The organism is Paenibacillus vini, assembly GCF_018403325.1.
Classification (GTDB): domain Bacteria; phylum Bacillota; class Bacilli; order Paenibacillales; family Paenibacillaceae; genus Fontibacillus; species Fontibacillus vini.
In genome coordinates this window covers 125,458-146,020 of sequence record NZ_BOSL01000008.1, presented here as the reverse complement: position 1 = coordinate 146,020, position 20,563 = coordinate 125,458, and the positions used below count along the sequence as shown (strand labels likewise).

18 protein-coding genes and 1 pseudogene are annotated in these 20,563 nt (G+C 46.7%); 10 read left to right on the top strand and 9 right to left on the bottom strand.

Going from position 1 to position 20,563, the window contains the following annotated elements; translation table 11 throughout:
- Window positions 1-48: 48 nt before the first annotated feature.
- The gene (locus KJS57_RS14025; RefSeq protein ID WP_213655271.1) at window positions 49-2,304 is read left to right on the top strand and encodes an ATP-binding cassette domain-containing protein; all 2,256 of its coding nucleotides are present in this window, start codon (window positions 49-51) and stop codon (window positions 2,302-2,304) included.
- Window positions 2,305-2,316: 12 nt separating this feature from the next.
- Here KJS57_RS14025 and KJS57_RS14020 read toward each other — a convergent pair whose 3' ends face one another.
- Window positions 2,317-3,210 (bottom strand): AraC family transcriptional regulator, encoded by an 894-nt coding sequence (locus KJS57_RS14020; RefSeq protein WP_213655270.1) that lies wholly within the window; start codon window positions 3,208-3,210, stop codon window positions 2,317-2,319.
- 57 nt (window positions 3,211-3,267) lie between these two features.
- Window positions 3,268-4,551: a glycoside hydrolase family 27 protein gene (locus KJS57_RS14015; RefSeq protein ID WP_213655269.1), complete on the bottom strand. Its 1,284-nt coding sequence runs from the start codon at window positions 4,549-4,551 to the stop codon at window positions 3,268-3,270.
- A gap of 191 nt (window positions 4,552-4,742) precedes the next feature.
- Between KJS57_RS14015 and KJS57_RS14010 the strand changes: the two genes are divergently transcribed.
- A complete protein-coding gene (locus tag KJS57_RS14010; RefSeq protein ID WP_213655268.1) occupies window positions 4,743-5,246 on the top strand; it encodes a DinB family protein in 504 nt (167 codons plus the stop codon).
- Between the two features lie 52 nt (window positions 5,247-5,298).
- Here the strand turns inward: KJS57_RS14010 and KJS57_RS14005 are convergent, their stop codons facing one another.
- Both KJS57_RS14005 and KJS57_RS14000 read right to left on the bottom strand, forming a co-directional pair.
- Window positions 5,299-6,045, bottom strand: a complete 747-nt coding sequence (locus tag KJS57_RS14005; RefSeq protein WP_213655267.1) for an EcsC family protein — start codon at window positions 6,043-6,045, stop codon at window positions 5,299-5,301.
- Window positions 6,046-6,209: 164 nt separating this feature from the next.
- Window positions 6,210-7,307, bottom strand: a complete 1,098-nt coding sequence (locus tag KJS57_RS14000; RefSeq protein WP_213655266.1) for a winged helix DNA-binding domain-containing protein — start codon at window positions 7,305-7,307, stop codon at window positions 6,210-6,212.
- Between the two features lie 290 nt (window positions 7,308-7,597).
- Between KJS57_RS14000 and KJS57_RS13995 the strand changes: the two genes are divergently transcribed.
- Window positions 7,598-8,227 (top strand): DUF8580 domain-containing lipoprotein, encoded by a 630-nt coding sequence (locus tag KJS57_RS13995; RefSeq protein WP_213655265.1) that lies wholly within the window; start codon window positions 7,598-7,600, stop codon window positions 8,225-8,227.
- Between the two features lie 196 nt (window positions 8,228-8,423).
- A pseudogene (ppsA, locus tag KJS57_RS13990) lies at window positions 8,424-11,026 on the top strand (phosphoenolpyruvate synthase).
- A 33-nt stretch (window positions 11,027-11,059) separates the two neighbouring features.
- Here the strand turns inward: ppsA and KJS57_RS13985 are convergent.
- The gene (locus tag KJS57_RS13985) at window positions 11,060-12,025 is read right to left on the bottom strand and encodes a helix-turn-helix transcriptional regulator (protein ID WP_213655264.1); all 966 of its coding nucleotides are present in this window, start codon (window positions 12,023-12,025) and stop codon (window positions 11,060-11,062) included.
- Between the two features lie 108 nt (window positions 12,026-12,133).
- Between KJS57_RS13985 and KJS57_RS13980 the strand changes: the two genes are divergently transcribed.
- Together KJS57_RS13980 and KJS57_RS13975 are read left to right on the top strand one after the other, a co-directional pair.
- Window positions 12,134-12,613, top strand: coding sequence for a GyrI-like domain-containing protein (locus KJS57_RS13980; protein ID WP_213655263.1), 480 nt, complete (start codon window positions 12,134-12,136; stop codon window positions 12,611-12,613).
- A 23-nt stretch (window positions 12,614-12,636) separates the two neighbouring features.
- Window positions 12,637-13,101, top strand: coding sequence for a DUF8821 family protein (locus KJS57_RS13975; RefSeq protein ID WP_213655262.1), 465 nt, complete (start codon window positions 12,637-12,639; stop codon window positions 13,099-13,101).
- A 101-nt stretch (window positions 13,102-13,202) separates the two neighbouring features.
- Here KJS57_RS13975 and KJS57_RS13970 read toward each other — a convergent pair whose 3' ends face one another.
- The 4 genes from KJS57_RS13970 to KJS57_RS13950 all read right to left on the bottom strand — a co-directional run bounded on the left by KJS57_RS13970 (window position 13,203) and on the right by KJS57_RS13950 (window position 16,543).
- Window positions 13,203-13,856: a glycosyltransferase gene (locus KJS57_RS13970; RefSeq protein WP_213655261.1), complete on the bottom strand. Its 654-nt coding sequence runs from the start codon at window positions 13,854-13,856 to the stop codon at window positions 13,203-13,205.
- Window positions 13,857-14,002: 146 nt separating this feature from the next.
- Window positions 14,003-14,389, bottom strand: a complete 387-nt coding sequence (locus tag KJS57_RS13965; RefSeq protein WP_213655260.1) for a YmaF family protein — start codon at window positions 14,387-14,389, stop codon at window positions 14,003-14,005.
- A 134-nt stretch (window positions 14,390-14,523) separates the two neighbouring features.
- Window positions 14,524-15,183, bottom strand: a complete 660-nt coding sequence (locus KJS57_RS13960; RefSeq protein WP_211020456.1) for a peptidylprolyl isomerase — start codon at window positions 15,181-15,183, stop codon at window positions 14,524-14,526.
- A 346-nt stretch (window positions 15,184-15,529) separates the two neighbouring features.
- Window positions 15,530-16,543: a copper amine oxidase N-terminal domain-containing protein gene (locus KJS57_RS13950; RefSeq protein WP_213655259.1), complete on the bottom strand. Its 1,014-nt coding sequence runs from the start codon at window positions 16,541-16,543 to the stop codon at window positions 15,530-15,532.
- A gap of 199 nt (window positions 16,544-16,742) precedes the next feature.
- Between KJS57_RS13950 and KJS57_RS13945 the strand changes: the two genes are divergently transcribed.
- From KJS57_RS13945 to KJS57_RS13930, 4 genes are all read left to right on the top strand, one after another.
- Entirely contained in the window at window positions 16,743-17,561 is an 819-nt protein-coding gene (locus tag KJS57_RS13945; RefSeq protein WP_280520380.1) for a DUF2935 domain-containing protein, read from the top strand.
- Between the two features lie 244 nt (window positions 17,562-17,805).
- Entirely contained in the window at window positions 17,806-19,113 is a 1,308-nt protein-coding gene (locus tag KJS57_RS13940) for an MFS transporter (protein ID WP_213655257.1), read from the top strand.
- Window positions 19,114-19,161: 48 nt separating this feature from the next.
- Window positions 19,162-20,058, top strand: coding sequence for an RCC1 domain-containing protein (locus KJS57_RS13935; RefSeq protein WP_213655256.1), 897 nt, complete (start codon window positions 19,162-19,164; stop codon window positions 20,056-20,058).
- A gap of 202 nt (window positions 20,059-20,260) precedes the next feature.
- Window positions 20,261-20,563, top strand: a complete 303-nt coding sequence (locus tag KJS57_RS13930; protein WP_280520384.1) for a PadR family transcriptional regulator — start codon at window positions 20,261-20,263, stop codon at window positions 20,561-20,563.

The window sequence follows — 20,563 nt, the reverse complement described above, 5'->3', positions numbered from 1 at the left end:
TGGTGTAGTTAAGTAAAGTAGTTAATAACCAATCGGAAGGATGTTAGCATGAGCCAATCCAATCAGGAGTATATCGTAATCTCGGGTGCCCGGGAGAACAATCTCAAGAATGTATCCTTGCGAGTTCCTAAACGGAAAATCACGATTTTTACGGGAGTATCAGGATCCGGCAAGTCTTCGATCGTATTCGATACGATCGCCGCGGAATCAACGCGACTCCTGAATGAGAATTTCAGCATGTTCGTGCGTACATTCCTGCCTCGGGTTCCGCAGCCGGATACGGATGCGATCGAAAACCTGAGCATGGCTGTGATCGTGGATCAGAAGCGCCTGGGCGGCGGCTCTCATTCCACAATGGGCACCATTACCGATATTTCTCCTATTCTCCGGCTTCTCTTTTCCCGAGTGGGTAAACCTTATGTCGGACAAGCGCACATGTTCTCATTTAACGATCCTCAAGGCATGTGTCCCGAATGTAACGGAATCGGCCGCAAATTAGGCGTTGATATGAGCAAGGCCGTTGACATGTCCAAGTCGCTGAATGATGGGGCTCTAATGCTGCCGGACTATTCCGTAAGCGGATGGGAGTGGAACATGATCGTGCAGTCGGGAGACTTCGATCTCGACAAGAAGCTCAGCGATTATACGGATGAAGAATTGGATCACCTGTTATACTCCAAAGCCAGAAAAGTTAAGATGGATTTTGCCGGTAAGGCCACGAATATTACGGTAGAAGGCGTTATTGAGAAATTCACCAATAAATATATCAAGCAAGATTTAAAAGCGAAGTCGGAGCGAACGCAAAAAACGGTTGCACCGTACATTTCCGAAGGACCTTGTTCGGGCTGCCGCGGCGCGAGACTCAGTCAGGCCGCGCTGAGCAGCAGAATCCATGGGCGGAACATTGCGGAGATGGCGTCCATGGAGATCGGCGAGCTGCTTCGCGTCATTCGGGAGATTGACGACGCTGTCGCTGCGCCAATCGTTAAGTCCCTGGGGGAACGGCTGCAACATTTGGTCGATATCGGGCTCGACTACCTGACGCTGGACCGGGAGACGGACACCTTGTCCGGCGGCGAGTCACAGCGCGTCAAGATGGTGAAGCACCTGAGCGGCAGTCTGGTGGATGTCACTTACATCTTTGATGAACCCAGTGTCGGATTGCATCCCCGCGATGTGCACCGGTTAAATGAATTGCTGCAAAAGCTGCGTGACAAGGGTAATACCGTAATTGTCGTCGAGCATGATCCGGATGTAATCAAAGTGGCGGACCATATCGTCGATGTCGGGCCTCTCGCCGGCAGCCGCGGCGGTACTATTGTGTTTGAAGGAAGCTACGAAGACTTACTGGATTCGGGTACGCTGACAGGCAACTATATGAAGCGGCCGATCCAGTTGAAAGAAGACTGCAGGCAGCCGTCCGGCAAGCTGTCCATCAAGGATGCCACATTACACAATTTACAGAATGTGAGTGTAGATATTCCAACCGGCGTATTGACCGTCGTGACGGGTGTCGCCGGCTCAGGCAAGAGCACGCTGATTAACGAAGTATTTCTCGGCAGCCATCCGGATGCGATCGTCATCGATCAGTCGGCAGTGGGCGTATCAACACGTTCGAATCCTGCGACCTACACAGGGATTATGGATGACGTACGTAAGGCGTTTGCTGCCGCAAACAAGGTGAATCAAGGCTTGTTCAGCTTCAACTCCAAGGGGGCTTGCGAGAATTGCCAAGGGCTTGGCGTCGTATATACGGACCTTGCGTTCCTCGACAGCGTGAAGCTGCCATGTGAAGTATGCGGAGGCAGACGATTCAAGGAAGAGGTGCTCGAGTACAAGTTGAACGGCAAGTCCATTGCGGAAGTACTGGAGATGACGGTGGAGCAGGCGTTGGAATTTTTCCAGCTCAAAGAGGTTGTGCGTAAACTCCAAGCCATGAGTGATGTGGGGTTGAACTATATTACGCTTGGACAGCCGCTCAGCACGTTATCGGGAGGGGAATGCCAACGCATCAAGCTGGCCAGCGAGCTGCATAAGAAGGGCAGCATTTATGTGATGGACGAGCCGACCACCGGCCTGCATATGTCGGATATCGGCCACCTTCTGGAGATCATGAACCGTCTCGTGGATGCAGGCAATACGGTCATCGTAATTGAGCATAACCTGGATGTGATCTGCCAAGCGGATTGGATTATCGATATGGGGCCGGACGGGGGAAGCAAAGGGGGGCAGGTGGTATTCGAAGGCACCCCTTCGCAGATCATCCATGCGGAACAGTCGATTACGGGGAAATACTTGGCATAATCATCTCGCAAATCAATCGAAGAAAAGCCTGTGAAAGGCCAAGTGACTTTTTTCTTTCCTGAACTCTCCCGGGGAACACCCTACAATACCATGGAAAACTTTAATAAAATAACTGCCCCCGGAAAAACCGACATTACATGCAATGTCCTCTATGCTATGGTCGGTTTCGCGCAGCAGACGGATCGCATGACCGATGCGGACTTTTGTCAGGTATTGAAGAGGGGTTATTCCTACCGTAGAGGTAAACCGGCGGATGAAATGGAACTTGGACAATCCCGAAGCCTCCGCGATGGCTTCTATTCCGGATACGGATGCGTAGTGCTTTTCCATCCAATCCAAGGCCTTACGAATCGCTTCCGGCTGAGTCCCGGTTCCGTCTAATTCGTCGGCAAAGCGCCTTAACTCCATCATAAAACGATATACGGAGGAGGAAGCCCGGAAAGCATCGGGGAGTTGTCCGTCCCTGGCATCCAGGTAGATCAGTTCCAGTGTCCGGATGACAGAATGCTCCCGCGGGATGGCGACAATAGTGCCGCATCGGCTCTTGATGGCATTCCAGTGGTCCGATAAGCCGTTAGGACGGAACAGCAGAAAGATGAATTCCCATGGCTCATCCTTCTCCGCAAAGTAATAACAATGGTCACCCGGGATTTCTACCAGAAACGCGGTTTCCGCTGAAAGAAGATGCTCCTTGCTGCCGATTCGAAGGCGCCCGTTCCCGGATATTGTATATTGGAAAAGAAACAGCGGTCCATCGGACCGCTGTTGGCCTTCCCATCGGTAAGAGGGGGAGGATATCAAATCCCTGCCTACGGCAAATAATTCGTATAAACCCATGGAAGAAGCTTCAGAGAACCGGAATCCGATGGTGGAATAGTCTGGAGTATTGGATTTGGGTTTGCTCATAATTGGATCTCCTCCTTAAGTGGTTTAGTACATCTTCTTTAAACAGAATATTTCAAATTAGGGTTCAAGTCTATACAAGGCAGCGCCGTGAGGAGGCAGCTTCGCGGAAAGTTGCCCGTCTGTTAAAGTTATAACCTCGCCAGTCCAGAGTTCTTTTCCCCTAGGGCTAGGAGTCAATCCAAGCTGCTCCATGGAAACGGATACGATGGCCTCCTCGTCACCCGCATTAAATAGAGCTGCATAAACGGCTCCGTTATCATCTTGTGCCTTCCATACGATCTTATCCGTCTCCCGTGATACTTGATGAGCACCGGAACCGTTTCTATGCAGATGCAGCACGTCACGGTTGGTCAGTAGAGAAAGCGTCCATTCATCGTTGTCCCGCATTTCTCCGCCAAACATGAGGGGGGAACGGAAGATCGACCATAAGGTCATCATCGTCAGTTGCTCGTCCTTTGTGAAACGTGTCCAACGATCGCTGCCTCCTCCGTCAACGGAACGGATACCCAAATGTCCGAGGGGTAGCATATCGCAGTCCGGCCATTGACCGGGTGCCACATGTTCGGCCCATTTGTAGCAGCGCTCAAACATACCATGCAATAAAGGCCAAAGATCCCAGAAATCGTCCGTCATACGCCACATATTGGCGTTGGCCTTCAATTCCTCCGCATGTTCAAGCGGTGCGGGTCCAGGTGACAGACTGAGGACCATGTCTCTTCCGCAGCGGTCTATCGCTTTTCGGATCATTTCGATTTCAGGAACATGAATCTGATATAGGCGAGATGCCGCTATATCATCTACCTTCACAAAATCAACACCCCAGGAAGCATACAATTCGAACAAGGAGTTGTAGTAAGCTTGAGCACCTTCCTTGGACGCATCTACCCCGTACATGTCGGTGTTCCATGGACAGATGGAATTCGGATGCGCAATGTCCCGGGCCGTGACCGAAGTACCAAGTATCGGCGTAGCTGCATGAACGGCCTGGCGGGGAATGCCTCGCATGATGTGGATACCGAATTTCAGGCCCAGACTGTGGACGTAATCCGCAAGAGGCTTGAATCCCTTGCCGTCCGCAGCAGAGGGGAACCGATTAACGGCGGGCATTAACCGGGAATAGGAATCCATTTCTAAAGGAACGAAGGGGCGATATTGAGAGGATATTGCTCCCGGTTCATACCATTGGATATCTACTACTATGTAATCCCATCCATAATCCTTGAGGTGTTTGGCCATATATTCAGCATTCCCTCTAATTTCTTCTTCACGCACGGCAGCACCGTAGCAATCCCAGCTATTCCAACCCATTGGAGGGTGTGTTGCAAACAGATGATGATTCATGTCATACATCCCATCCTTCGTCTTAAAGTAGGTTCTGGCTCTATCTTAAAAGACCGCGATGATGGCGGCAATCATAAAGTATTGCGTAGGTTGTAAAATATTGCTCTTATTGAGGAAGTCTGTTGTAGGCAAGTCTTTTCACTGGGCCAGGCTTATAGTATGCTAACCATAAAAGGGAGGAGAGGTAATTTATGGGGAAACAACTGATACTCGGAGACTTCATGCATGAACTGGCCAATACGCGCCGCATCCTGGAGGTTCTGCCCGAAGATCATATGTCGTGGAAGCCGCATCCGAAATCGATGGCTTTGAGCGGACTGGCCACCCATCTGGTCAATCTGTTGAACTGGCAAGTGGCAATTTTTGATAGCTCGGAATTAGATCTTTCGACCCTGCCGCAGAAACGGGAAGCATTGACGAGACGGGAAGATCTGTTGGCGGAATTCGACGCAAATGTCGTGAAGCTTCAACAGCTGCTTGGTGAAAGCGACGAGATCACACTCAGCGAGAAATGGACGCTGCGGAATGGCGATTACGTCATCCTGAGTCAACCGCGGGCGAATGCGCTTCGCTCCTTCGGAATAAGCCACATGGTCCACCACCGGGCACAGCTCGGGGTTTATCTGAGGCTTCTCGATATTCCGATACCCGGTTTCTATGGGCCCTCGGCCGATGAAATGGTTAGCTTCTCATAGTTACATGACAACAAGCCGTCTCTGGTGAAGAGGCGGCCTTTGTTATTTCAATTTAACTCATTACCTCGAAATCATCATGCAATCTGCGTAGGCGATAAGCGTTCATGGCGTATTCACGGAGCTCCTCAAGAATCGTGTAGTTTGCCCAGGCGCCAGCGAAAGCGCCGATTCCGGGCATCATCTGCAGCATTTTCCGGAAGTCCAAAGCGTCACGATACTCGATCTGAAAAGTCTCCCAATCCATTTCCCGATAGTATTCAGTGTCGGAGAGCCATTGTTCCTTCTCGATATGCCAATGCTTGAGGGAACTGAGCAGCTTGGCTCGATTCTCCGGCCCTGAGTATGTCATTTGAAATACCTTTAAAATGAAAACCCGCTCGGAAAAATGATTGGTGTCATAACCATAAACATGCGCCAGCTCAAACATAAATTTCATCTTGATCGCAATGAGAGCCGGGAAATCTACCATGCTAAATATAATACCGCCAGCACCGGTACCTGCGCCTTCGGCGACCGCGATTTTTTGATACAGCGCAAACAACTCTTTCGCATCTTGATCGGAAGTCTCCAAATTCAGTGTACGGTGTACTGGACGGCTTGGCGTATATTCCGCACCGAATAGCGCCGTGCGCACAATCGATCGTATGGTGGTCGTAATGATGTTGTTCACCTTGGCAGGAATTAAGTGATTGATTTGGTTGCTGATTGTTTTCGAAGTTTTTTCCAGCCATCCTGGAGATTTGAACATTTTTTGTTCCCAGTCGGCAACTTCTTTCCGTACTTTATGTTCGTAATTCATCAATAATCGCTCCTCCAGCAGTCTTAGCTATATTGTATCGAAGGTCTCCAGGATCCGGACCGGACTGCGGCAGGTATCAGAGCTCGACTAAAGTCCAGTATCATCTGCAATTGGGTTCCTAATTCCTGAAATCGATAATAACTTATTCATAAGGAGGGAGGATATCAGTGAATTTTAACTTGTATATCTACAGAGAGCAGAGGAAGTTCCATGAATTCAACATACTTTGAGGCGGCGGCCATCAGGTCGTTCTCGCGGTCATCATGTGCAGAAAATAACTCCAGCACGATGTCCAGCCCTTTGGCTTTGATCTTGCGCTTCCATATGCCGGCAACTTGTCCATCGATGACGATGGTTGGCATGAATACGCCGTTCCCACCGGGAATGATGTACTTTGCGTACTCTGCACGTAATACATCGGAACGGTCCTTATAGCCGAGCACGTATTCATCAAAACCCGGAAGCAGATAGACACCAGGGGTGATCTCTTTGTTGCCGGCTGACAGTGACGAATGATACCAAAGCTCCCGGTCGTCGATCTTCGCGGGTTCGAACTGATTCCCAGCCAATTCTAATCCCTTGCGGGCATCTCTTAGTGTTAATCCAGTCCACCAGGCGAAGTCATGAACGCTCGCGGGACCATGCGAGATATAATATCGTTTGGTGAGCTGCGACAAAACTTCCTCCCGCGAAATGTCATCTCCCGGCGGCACCCATTCATCAAGAAGGACGAATGTCTGCTGCTTGCCTTCCCGCGGCCCCATACAAATCAAACCGATTTGCGCCGAATGCCAAAGCAGATGATAACCCCGTTGACCCGTCGTACGAATACCCGCTTCCTCAAACAGTTCCATCAGGACCGGACGCGAGATTCTTTTATTCCCTTTCAAAGCATGGATCAGGATTTCCTTGCTTTGCTCGATAATTTCCGGTGTCAATTCCAACTCTTTGAGCCTGCGCTTGTCGCTTGCCAGTATGCGCGGAGTCAATAACTGGAGCATCCCTCTTATGGATTCCGGAGGTACTGCGTGAATCGTTCCGCGCATCGGCCAGGTCAGCACAATATTGCGGTCTTCAATACTTCGCTCAATATCCGCGGCCACTCCATGCTGCATTCGACAGCCGATCGCCCAAAGCATTTGATGATAATCCTGAGCCTGTATAGCGCCGAGATAGCGTACTACATCATCCGGCTTCTCGCACTTGTCGCCAGCAATTCGCTGATTCTGTAATCGTCGATAACCGATTTCTGATTTTATCACGTTGTTCCTCCTATAATTTCCGCCTCATACCGTCATCGTGTTTTTCTTTCTGGAAGTATTTTGAAAACATTGTACCACAGTCGGGCATTTACTGAGAATGTAGGGGGATTCGGCAGCTCGGCGCATCTCCCAGTTCATATACCGATGGAACTCGGCATAGAACAGACATCGCTTCATTGCAATACGGCCTAATAATGATGATTGTTCTTAAGTTTTTCATAAGGGTAATAAACTGGTAACACTAGTATTAATTTGTGTATCGAATTGCCGACAGAAAGGTGTGACCAAATATGAATAGAAAATATGTATCATTTATAACAATCCCGATTTTAGTTATGGTTCTATCGTTTACCGCTTGCTCAGAAGCAACCGAGCCTTCCGCCGGTTCTGAAACTGTAACACCGGCTAATGAAACGGTCACGACTCCGGAGCCGGAGAACAACAAAGCTCCCGAGCCGACGCGGCCACAGACCGAAAGTTTTGATTTGATGACGGGTGAGGGGGATCAGCCGCTTACGGCTGCCTTGCAACAAGGGGACGGTTTTTCTTTATACGTATTCGAAAAGTTTGATTTTGACGCTTCCGAAGGACGTCTGTTTCTTACCAGCAATCCGGAATACAATGTCGAGATCGAACCGCTTCCGGCGGATTATGATCTGACGCAGCTTAAAACAGCAGGAAATGAAGAATTGGAAGCGTTCGGGGAAGTATCCGATTATAGCGGCGAGCTTGTTGAACATCCATTGGGTTACGCCGAGGTCTATCTTCAAGTGTCGAGTGGGGAAGGGATTAGGGATTACATGGTGTGGAAGTCTGAATCGGGAGACGCTTACCTGTTTCGTCTCCGCAATCCAAAGGGTGAGGAAGCATCGGATTTTGCCGGTCCGGTTCTTGTTTCGTTATCTACGGTACAAAAGTAGACAGAAATAAAAAAAGAACCTGGATATTATTATCAGGTTCTTTTATATTGCCTATGAACAGACATGATGCTATAATCAGATCACGACTGTCTTTATTATGTAGACATAATTATCTCATCTTATACTTTAACTTTATCATGTCGCTAAACTCTTGTCAAATGTTTTTTTCAAAATGACTGGTTAGGAGAGATGTGGAATGAGTTCATTGGTTCTCGGTTTTGAGGAAATAGGAAAGGAGCAGCTATGGCTTGTTGGCGGAAAAGGGCTGAATTTAGGGGAATTATCAAAAATGGAAGGAATACATGTTCCCGAAGGGTTTTGTGTGACAACTACAGGGTTTCAAAAAGCCATCGAACACAACGAATCATATCATGCTTTGCTGGATCAACTAACCATGCTAAAAGCGGAAGACCGGGAACAAATCGGCGAAATCAGCGGAAAGATTCGTCAGACTATAACGGAGTCCGAAATTCCTTCCGAGGTTGTCGAAGCGGTTACTGATTATCTCACCCGGACTGATGAAGAACAGGCTTATGCGGTGCGTTCCAGTGCGACTGCCGAAGATTTGCCGCATGCTTCCTTTGCAGGTCAACAAGACACCTATTTAAATATCATCGGCGTCGATGACGTCTTACGGCATATTAGCAAATGCTGGGCATCCCTATTTACGGATCGCGCGGTCATCTATCGTATCCATAACGGATTCGACCACAGACATGTTTATTTATCCGTTATCGTTCAAAGAATGGTTTTCCCACAGGCTTCGGGGATTATATTTACCGCGGATCCGATGAGCGGAAACCGGAAGCTGCTATCCATCGATGCCGGATTTGGGCTTGGGGAAGCGCTGGTGTCCGGTTTGGTATCCGCTGATGGTTATAAAGTACGGGAAGGTGAAATCGTCGAGAAGCGAATCGCAACCAAAACATTGGCGATCTTTGGACGGAAGGAAGGGGGAACAGAAACCAGGCAGATCGATCCTGATCTGCAAAAGAAGCAAGCTGTTACGGATGAGCAAATTTTAAGACTGGCAAGCATCGGAAGGCAAGTCGAAGACTATTTCGGCCAGCCGCAAGATATTGAATGGTGTTTGGCCGATGGCACTTTTTATATGGTTCAGAGCCGCCCGATCACAACCCTATATCCCATCCCTCAAAGTAATGATCAAGACAATCACGTCTATATATCCGTCGCTCATCAACAGATGATGACGGATCCCATGAAACCACTAGGATTATCCTTTTACCAGTTAATTACTAACGCGCCTATGCGTACAGCCGGTGGCAGGTTATTTGTTGACATTACATCTATGCTGGCTTCACCTGTCGGACGAGAAACTTTAGTAAATACCCTCGGACAATCCGATCCGCTTATCCGTGGAGCCCTCATGACTATATTAGAGCGGGATTTCATAAAATTGGTGCCTGATGATCAAACCGCACCGGTTCCGCGGAGGAATAATACAGAGTTGATGGCGCAAATCGAGAGTAATCCGGCGATCGTATCTGATTTGATTAAGCGTAGTCAAGCCTCGATTGAAGAGTTAAAACATAACATTCAAGTCAAATCGGGATCGGATTTGTTTGATTTTATTCTGGAAGATATCGTGGAGCAATTGAAGAAGATTTTATTTGATCCGCAAAGTTCCGCTGTGATTATGTCTGGGATGGAGGCTTCGTCATGGATCAATGAAAACATGTTCCAATGGCTCGGTGAAAAGAATGCGGCAGATCCAATTTCTCAATCCGTACCGAACAATATTACTTCGGAAATGGGCTTGGCGTTGTTAGATGTCGCGGATGTGATTCGCCCGTATCCGGAAATCATTGATTATTTGCAGCATGCAAAAGAAGATGATTTTTTGGATGGGCTGTTGAAGTTTAAGGGCGGACAGGAGACTCGTGATGCGTTCCATGATTTTCTAGGCAAATATGGAATGCGGTGCACCGGAGAAATCGATATTACGAGAACCCGATGGAGCGAAAGGCCAATCACGCTTGTCCCGTTGATCCTTGGCAACATCAAAAACTTTGAACCTAATGCCAGCAGCCGAAAATTTGAACAAGGGCGGCAGGAAGCATTGGCAAAAGAACAAGAGTTATTGGATCGATTGAAGTTGTTGCCGGATGGCGAACAAAAGGCAGAAGAGACTAAAGTAATGATCGATCGAATCCGGAATTTCATCGGTTACAGGGAGTATCCCAAATACGGCTATGTCAGCCGCTATTTCGTTTATAAGGGTGCTTTACTTCAAGAAGCCGAGCGACTACTGCAGGCTGGCGTTATTCAGGAAAAGGAAGATATCTACTACCTGACTTTTGAGGAGCTTCATGAGGTCGTACGCACCAATAAACTGGATTACAAGATAATCGGCAAACGAAAAGACGAGTACAAACTATATGAAAAACTGACTCCCCCACGCGTTATCACGTCCGATGGCGAAATTATATCCGGCAAGTACAAAAGAGATCATTACCCGCCGAAGCCATTGCAGGTCTGGCTGTTTCTTCCGGAGTCATTGAGGGTCGAGCGTGCGTCATCATAAACATGGAAGAGGCCGATCTGGAAGACGGAGATATCTTGGTCACCCCCTTTACAGATCCTAGCTGGACTCCACTGTTTGTATCCATAAAAGGTCTGGTCACCGAGGTGGGCGGCCTGATGACCCATGGAGCCGTTATCGCACGTGAATATGGCATTCCCGCCGTTGTCGGAGTGGAGAACGCGACCACACTGATCAAAGACGGACAAAGGATTCGCGTGCATGGAACGGAGGGGTACATTGAAATTTTACAATGAATTACGATCGACGTATCCTTCTTCAAACTTGGATTAAGTAAGGGGAAATAATATTATCCGTCCCTGTATTTGGTCCAAGACTTCTTCCGGCATCTCCTTGACCTGAATATCCTCCCCCAGGAAGAGCAGCCAATTTGATATTTCGGCCAATTCTTCGGCATTATCGACATGGACAAAAGTCTTCAGGTTTGCAGTGGTTTGATATGGATTCGTGTAGGAAATAGATAGATGTAAGGGATGATACTTTTTGAACTGGGCAATTGCCTTAGGACCAAGTTCAAGGACAAGGTTGATGATTTCTTCCTGGCTGCTTAGCTGTTCCAGAATCTTTTTCTTACTGACTCTCTTTTTCGCAGGGTATCGTTCTATTTGGGTGAGATTATCGACGGAAATAATCCGCCTCTTCTCTTCCTCCAGATCATAACCTTCAATTTGCCAGAAGCTTTTTTCACGGTAAAGGTGCAAAAGATAGATAGGGTAAGTCTTCATTTCCTTTCCTTCTTTAACGGTGATGAGTAAATAGCTGTCCGAAAGCAGGATTTGGATGAGCCTTTCTAAGATCGGATGGGGCAGGTCCGAAAGATCAAGCAGGTCGGGGTTATGGGGGTTGGTCCCTTCAAATAGCAATATCTGATTTAATAAAACAAGGTCATCCTGCTGGTTTTCCGAAATGAGGCCCAGTAATTTCTCCGCCAGAGACTGGCGACTCTTTAGATAAGGAAGTTGCTGGTTTCTTGTGGCCATAAAGGCGATGAATAGAGCTTTAATCTCATTATCGGTGAAACGGACCGTAGGGAGAACAGAGTTATTCATGACAAAATAACCTCCATCTCTTCCGACTTCAGCGACAAGCGGCATCCCCATGGCTTCAATTTCCCGGATATCCCGAATCGCTGTCGAGCGGGAAATGTTAAATTCACGCATAATTTCCGAAATGGTAAAATGGGCGCGGTTGTTGATATATCGCATAATGATATTAATCCGTTCAACTTTTTTCATGGGGCACCTCTAAACAGTATCATTTTTTGACATGATTTAAAGTTATTATAAACCTATCAAGTGGAAACACAAATCATTTGAAAAAATAATAAGAGGATGGGATTGAATATGGCGAACTATAACCTTGAGAAAAAAGAAAGCTTTATCGTTTTGGGAATCGGTACGGAGCTTCAAAGCCATTACACCGACTATGCCGGAATTAACAAGGAAAAGGCGGAGTTTTGGGAGACCGTGAAACAAGACGGAAGGCTCGACACTTTAAAGAGTGTAGCATCTAACGACTATATCTTTGCCGTGAACGAAGCCGTGAATAACAAGATGATGTATTATGCCGGCGTAATGACAGATGCAACGTTACCGGAGGCAACCCGGGTAATTCAGTTTCCAAAAGGGGATTATCTGGTTGTAAAAGGGGAGGGGAATTCGGCTGAAGAGTTAAGCAACACACTTACCGGGATTGCCTTTGGTCAAGTCTTGCCTGAAGTGACGGATTTCGCCTATGTCGGCGGGCCGAATGCGACGGTGGAGATTGGGCAGGAAAACGGCCGCGTAATCGGTGAGGTATGGATTCCAGTCGTTGGGAAATAAAAGAAACCAAAGGAGCAATGAACATGCCACATATCGTTGATTTTAAAAATGTGTCCACGGCAGGTTTGGAATCTTCGCCTGTAGCGGAGGCACTTGCTGGTATGCGAGCGAATGAAGCCCGTTACTTTATGAACAAATACAGTCATGAATTTACGGTTGTACCGGCTGAGGAAAGCCAGGAGACTCTGGATTATGTGAACCGGATATTGAATGAAGAGCGTGGTATTGAATTTGCGGCCAAACCTTTGGAAACGTCGCAATTTCAAGTGGAAAACATTCAATTTTCCTACGTTTTTTATGAAGATGGGCTTGGGCTCAATGTCATGTATACGGTGGATGACCCTAAGAAGCGGGCCGTCGGTTTTAAACTTTCCGAGGGGATGGAGGTACCGCAGGAATTAGAAGGGAAGTTTAAGTTTGCCAGACAGAAGTCCAAATTGGCCGGAACCATCCGGGGCTCGTTCTTTGTAATTAAAAAAGAGTATTAGAATAGTCCCCGCAAAGCAGCATAGAAACACATAATATTATCAAAGCCTCGATCCAAACAGATCGAGGCTTTGGCGTATATCATTACGGTAGAAGTTGTTTCCTAAAATTTATCGGGAAACTGTTTCACAATGCCTTCTGTCAAAATATCTGCAAAATGGATCATATGAATCTCATTTTTGTCGGTAGCTGCAATGTCCGCCTTCCAATCTCCCTTGAGGCAGCTGAGGACGATATCAGTAATTAGCTGAAGGTGCGTGTACAGCATGTCTTGCAGCTCTTTAAACTGCCAGTTCGGATTCGCTGCGCTTAGAAATTTGGCGATTTCATCCGCGTTTTTATGCCAATCGACCTCTAACTTTTTAACTTCCTCTTGATTGCCCGCCTTGGCAGCCGCAACAATTTTGCCTGCAATCAGAATATGTTCTCTCAGGAGATCGGCCAGCTTATTGCCGAAGGCTTCCCCATAATAAGGCTTGAACACATTGCCGATGTCCTGCTGGTTCCGCAGAAGCCGGTCCAACACATCCTTCTGATCCGCACGATCAGAGATGGCGCTGACAATATAGCTTCTTGTCCAAATCGTATGGTCAATCCAAACCTTCTGCATGTCGCTTCTGAGCTTCACCATTTTGGGACTCAGGCAAACCGTATCCTTTTTATCAGCCTTGTTTGCTTGTGCAAATACTGCCAATGGCGTCACACTAAAAACAAGCGCCACGGCTAACATCAACGTCACTAATTGTTTATTTTTCAAACTGTTCTTCTCCTTTGTACGGTTGGAATAAATTAGGCAGTCTTATTATGGTTGATGATCCTGAAATTATTCAAACCGTATTTAGAGAGAGACATCATAGAAAGGCTCTTCCGGCAATACAGTGGAAGAGCCTTTCTTATAGTTACCTAATTCACTTCATTACCTGTAGTTCCATTATACATATGTCTGTGTGGTGTTCTTCCATTTATAGTGGTGTACCCTTGGAAGTAATGATAATGACCACCTGACTGTAAGGGAATAGCCGGACCTGTCGTTCCGATGATGGTGTGAGTATGACCATCGTTAAAGGACGTTTCGGTTCGGTAATTGTGCACGTGCTGGACACCTGATGGAGCGGGTTCAGTCATGCCGGCATAATGATGATTGTGTCCTACATCAAAGGATGTGTTTCCAGAAAAATGATGCGTATGCGTAGTGGGGCGGCCATCCCAGGAGGTTATATAAAGTTTATGAGAGTGGGACGAATCCGGACCTTCGGAGTGAACGATAAAACCTGTAACTGGTATTTCCATTCCAAACTTCCCTTCTTCATTAAATTTGTGTTCTTAAATTTTATGCTGAGTAATATTAGGTGGTTCTGAACATAAAGAGGCCTCGCATTATTCTGAATGCGAGGCCTCTTTATTGAGTTGTTCTATTTGGGTTTTTATTGCTCTGTGATCTGAATTTCTTTAATTTGAACAGTTTCAGTCGGCGAGCTTAGTTCACCCATAGGGCCGCCTGGTTCGACGGGGGTGGCAGCGATATTTTTAACGACATCCATACCATCGGTGACTTTACCGAAGATGGTATAATTCGGTGTGTTGTTTAGTCCGACGCTATTTTCACCCGTACAGATAAAGAATTGACTGCCGTTTGTATCCGGCCCTGCGTTAGCCATCGCAACAATGCCAGGTTCATATTCATAATCCGTTTGTTCATCTTCAAAGCTGTATCCCGGGCCGCCGCTTCCATTTCCCTCAGGGTCACCGGTTTGGATCATGAAGGACTCGATAATCCGGTGGAAGATGACGTCATTATAGAAGCCTTGCCGGGAAAGAAAAACGAAGTTATTCACGGTTTTAGGAGCATCTTTAGCAAACAGCTCAATGGTGAAGTCTCCCTTATTTGTCGTGAATTTCGCTGTGTAGGATTTGTTTGTATCGATCTCCATGGCAGGAGGGCTGTCCCAGCTCATGGTTTCTTTCACGGACTCTGGCGCAGATTCCGATTCTTGCGGGGTCTCTTTGGTTTTGCCGCATCCGCCAAGGATCAATACAGCGGAAATCAGCAGAATAAGCGATCGTATAACCTGTGTCTTTTTCATTAGTGCTCGTCCATCTCCTTATCTTACAAATCATTTTTTTATAATACCGATTTTCTAATAGAAATGCCAGCTTGTTCTTATGCGTCCTTTTTAACCCCACCCTTGATGACGACTTCGCTTCTTCGCAGGCATGTCCCTCACCACGCATATGCGGCATGTCTGAGCATTGCCACGGCCTTCTTTGCCACTGGGCAGATTATCGGACCTGTCATTGGAGGCGTGGTGGTCGAACTGTACGGCTTGCAATTCGGGGTAGCATCCAGTGCAATCTTTATGGCGATTGCCGCAGCATTGGCCGGTTTGTATGGACAACAGCAACGAAAGTCTGATTCTCACTAATATAACTTTAATATATGTTTTCCCATGAATACGATCTAAATGGGGAAGGAGTTACATATAGAGCCCCGTCTTTTTTCACAAATGTAATGTAGGCTTCACCCTTTTCCAAGGACGAACTCCATTTGTATTCCTCGCGAAGGGTGCCTTTCCCAGATAGTACACCAGGACCGCCAAAGATGTTGACTACTTCATCATAGGTCATGCCCTCTTTAATAGTAGTCGTGCTTTCGGCAGAAACTTCAGGGTAGCTTAATTTCGGCAGATCCTTACCCTTATATATCATCATAGTTAGATAATTAGGTTGAATGGGGCCTGAGATTACAATTTCATTGAAGCCATCGCGATAAGCTTCGGGGGCTCCGAACAAGTCAACGCTAGGCTTTCTGGCAAACAGATAATCAAGATCGGCGGAGTTGAAATGATCCGCATCAAAGGCCAGAAATTTCTCATAAGTGACGGTAGGTTTACCAAAATCTTTCACCTTACGCAATTCCTCATCATAAACATCTTTCTCAAAATCAGATGGAATGAAATTCACGCCTAAACTGGATACATAGATATCTTTGTTTTTGGAATCCCAGCGTACATCAATACCTAGCAGTTCACCTACAAATCTTAAGGGGACAACCGTTCTTCCGTTAATAATCTGGCTAGGTACATCGGATTGAAGTTGCACTATGTCTTCTTTCGTGTAGTTGTGCAAATAAGAGCTGGTAGTTTTAGTTGCCGTTTTTTGACCAATTGGCAAGGAAACCGAGTAGTTGGTGTGTTCATTGGAGTAAACAATAGTAACTTCTTTCTTTTTCGAATCCCATTTGACTTCATTACCTAAATACTCAGATATAAATCGTACCGGCACCAGCGTGCGCCCATGTTGAATACCAGGTCTCTGATCCAATGCTATTTCTTTAGTGTTTACGAATAATTTAAGGGGGTCATTGGCGCGGGCCGTATTATTAGCTGTAGAGAAAAGAGCTGCAGCCATGAAAGTGATTATTATGAAATTAATTTTTTTGTACATATCTCTACTCCTTAAACAAATATTTATTATTAATGAGTTTAATTATTAATTATATCAATCCAAGATTAATTAAACCAATATAAAGGGACTGACCAACAAACTCCTGATATTTATGATCCTGATGGAGGGGTTATCATATTGGAACAAGCCATTCCCATAATATCTGATAAGAGTCAATAATTGAATGGGAGGGATAGGGTTGTCAGATCCTTTTGTGATTCGCTCTTTAGATGAAATCCGATTTTGGTCACGTATTATGAAGGAACATTCATTCTTTCTTCGCTTGGGTTTTAGATGTGAAGACACTCAATTAATAAATGAGGCCAATCAATTTCAGGCAATCTTTGAAGACATTGAACGAAGAGCTCATGCTTATTCAGAGAATACGGATCCTCAAACCATCAGACAATTCAACTCGGAAGTTCACAATGCGGCAGCACAGATCTGGGCGTTTAAGAGAAAGGTACTTGGGCTGATCTTGCGTTGCCAGCTTCCCGGAGGCAACAACTTCCCTTTACTCGTAGATCATATTAGCCGGGAAGCAAGGTACTTCACGAACCGCCTGGATGAACTTAATAATGGAAGGCTTGAACCATTGGCTGATGCCATCATCGATGAAAATGTATTTTTCCTGAAAATCATGGCCGATCACGCCAAATTTATTGGTCATTTACTTGATCCGTCTGAACGAAAACTGGTAGAGCAGGCAAGAGAATTTAGCCAGGAATTCGACACTCTAATGTATCAGGCTATCGATTTAAGCTCAATGCGTCCTCAGTCGCAAACGCATCCGCTTCTCAGTCAATTTGTTGATGAAAATCGGGTTTCCGTGAAATCATTGCGTGATTTTAAGAAAACAGCGCGTGATTTGATTGAAGAGTGCCGAATAAAGAGTATTATTCATCCTTTGTTAGCCGACCATGTTTTTCGTGAAGCCGAAAGATTCCTGTTTATTCTTGATATGTTTGAGCGGTCATTGTCCGGTATGAAGGTGAACAAGCGAGAGATTTTATTTTAAAAATGACTAGCGAAAAGGTAGGTATGCAAGTCAAGTTGAAGTCACCCGTTCCGGGTGGCTTTTATTCATTTTACGATTAGAACCAAACCAGATAACGATTAGTTAGGACAGGGCGTGAGCTGAGCGGTGCTACCTCCGCAGATATTCATTGACACACAGGAACATAGGATTTAATCTCTTCATTAAATTAATTATATTTTTGGAACTGTGGTTTTCATCCATCGTGGAGGGGTGTCGTGATTAGATGACTTCAAGAATAGATTCAAACAAGCTGCCGGACTCTTTGTATAGCTATGTGAATTCTCCGGAGAAGCAACGTAAATTATACCGAAGAACCTTGTTCACCGTCATCCTTTCGCAAATTTTCGGAGGCGCCGGACATGCGGCCGGTATCACCGTAGGTGCTCTATTGGCTCAGGATATGCTCGGAACCGATAACTTCACAGGTATTCCAACTGCCTTGTTTACTTTAGGTTCGGCAGGGGCAGCATTGCTGGTTGGGCGGCTTTCTCAACGTTTTGGACGCAGCTTTGGATTGGGGCTGGGATTTCTGGCCGGAGCTTTAGGCGCAATTGGAGTCGTAATAGCAGCAATAACTGGCAGTATTACGCTGCTGTTAATATCACTACTCATTTATGGAGCCGGCTCGGCAACGAATTTACAGGCTCGTTATGCAGGTACGGACTTGGCCAATGCCAAACAGCGGGCAACAGCGGCCAGTATGGCTATGATGTTCACGACATTCGGTGCAGTGGCAGGTCCCAATTTAGTGAATGTCACAGGAAAATTTGCGCTATCGATCGGAGTGCCAAGTTTGGCAGGTCCTTTTTTATTGGCTGCAGCGGCATATGCGCTCTCGGGAATGGTCCTACTTGTTTTTCTACGCCCCGATCCTTTGTTGATAGCAAATGCAATTGCGGAACAGAGAGCAAGAGATCGATTTGATTCCTCAGCCAATGAAGCGGTGGATATGGAGTCGGGAAAACGGGGAGTCTTGATTGGGGCAACAGTCATGATATTAACGCAAATTGTGATGGTAGCCATCATGACAATGACACCTGTACATATGAAGCACCACGGACATGGATTAAGCGAAGTTGGGCTTGTTATTGGTTTTCATATCGGAGCGATGTATCTTCCATCTCTGATTACCGGTGTCCTTGTAGATAAAATAGGGCGCACCGCGATGGCGATCGCTTCAGGAGTTACGTTGCTCCTGGCAGGAATTGTGGCTGCGCTGGCTTCGGCAGATTCGATGGTCCAATTGATTTTAGCTCTGTCTCTATTGGGATTGGGTTGGAATTTTGGTTTAATCAGCGGTACCGCTTTAATCGTGGATTCAACTACTCCAACCAACCGAGCAAAAGTACAAGGATCTGTCGACGTTCTCATCGCTCTCGCCGGAGCATCGGGAGGAGCACTATCGGGTTTGGTAGTTGCTCATTCGAGCTATGCCACGCTTTCCTTTGCCGGGAGCGTTATCTCCTTGTTGCTTATACCGGTAATGTTTTGGCCTAATAAACAGAAGAGTGCAAAGCAAGCTCAATTATAATATAGAAGAGCGACTCGAATTATTAAGTGGTTTACAAGGAGGTAAGGCATGGACTACTTTTCGTCCAAAGTTGCGGCTTCGCAACTGAAACGGTGGCCCAAATATACTATAGCGGCGGGCCGTCGTCATACTGTTGGACTTAAATCGGACGGAACGGTGATTGCTTCGGGGGATAATAAATATGGCCAATGCGATGTCACCGACTGGTGCGATATGATAGCTATAACCGCAGGGAATGTCCATATGGCTGCAAACACAGGCAATGCTCATACTATCGGTCTTAAATCCGACGGAACAGTGAAGGCTGTAGGGTGGAACAAGCATGGACAATGTAACGTAGACAGCTGGCGGGATATGATATCGGTGGCGGCAGGTTGGTGTCATACTGTCGGTCTTCAAGCGGATGGGACGGTGGTTGCCGTGGGCCGCAATAATGCAGATGAATGCAATGTCAGCAGTTGGCGCGATATGGTAGCGGTGACGGCAGGCGACTGGCATACCGCCGGTCTTCAATCGGACGGGACGGTGATAGCTTCCGGTAATAATCGATATGGTCAATGCCATGTTGACGGCTGGCGAACCATAGTGGAGGTGTCGGCAGGGTACCTTCATACGGTTGGGCTTAAATCGGACGGCACGGTGGTAGCGGCAGGATTGAATAAGCATGGTCAAGGCGAAGTCAGCCATTGGCGCAGTATTGTTGGTATAGCGGCGGGGAGTTATCATACCATTGGCCTTAAATCGGACGGAACGATAGAAGCAGTAGGTTTGAATGAATATGGCCAGTGCAATGTAAGTGATTGGCACGATATCGTGGCGATAGCTGCAGGCTGCGCTCATACTCTCGGTCTTAAATCCGACGGTACGTTGGTAGCTGTGGGTGACAATGCATATGGCCAATGCGATGTAAGCGGCTGGCATTGCATCCAGCTGCCAGGCAATTAGAGGTACAGAAACATACGAGGGAAATCTGCAATCTGAGCAGGTTTCCCTCTTTTTAGTTCTACAATCGGTTTAATTTCATTTTTTTTACAAAACCTATTGTGCGCTCCACTAATACGTGTTACTATGTAGTGGTAGTAAGTAATACTGAATATCGGTTATACAGAATAGCAAGGTGGTGGTTGTGTTGGAAAACTTAACAGAAATGCTCAAAGGCGTGCTTGAGGGCTGCGTACTAGAAATTATTAGCCGCAACGAAACCTACGGTTACGAAATCACACGGCAGTTGAACGCTCTCGGCTTTCCGGACGTTGTAGAGGGAACGGTGTACACGATCTTGGTCCGATTGGAAAAAAACAAGCTTGTAGAAATAACCAAAAAACCCTCCGATATGGGGCCTCCGCGAAAATTTTTCGCGCTTAACGATGCCGGCCGTGAGGAACTGCAAAGGTTCTGGGAAAAGTGGGAGTTTGTATCATCAAAACTTAACGAGTTAAAGGAGAAATGA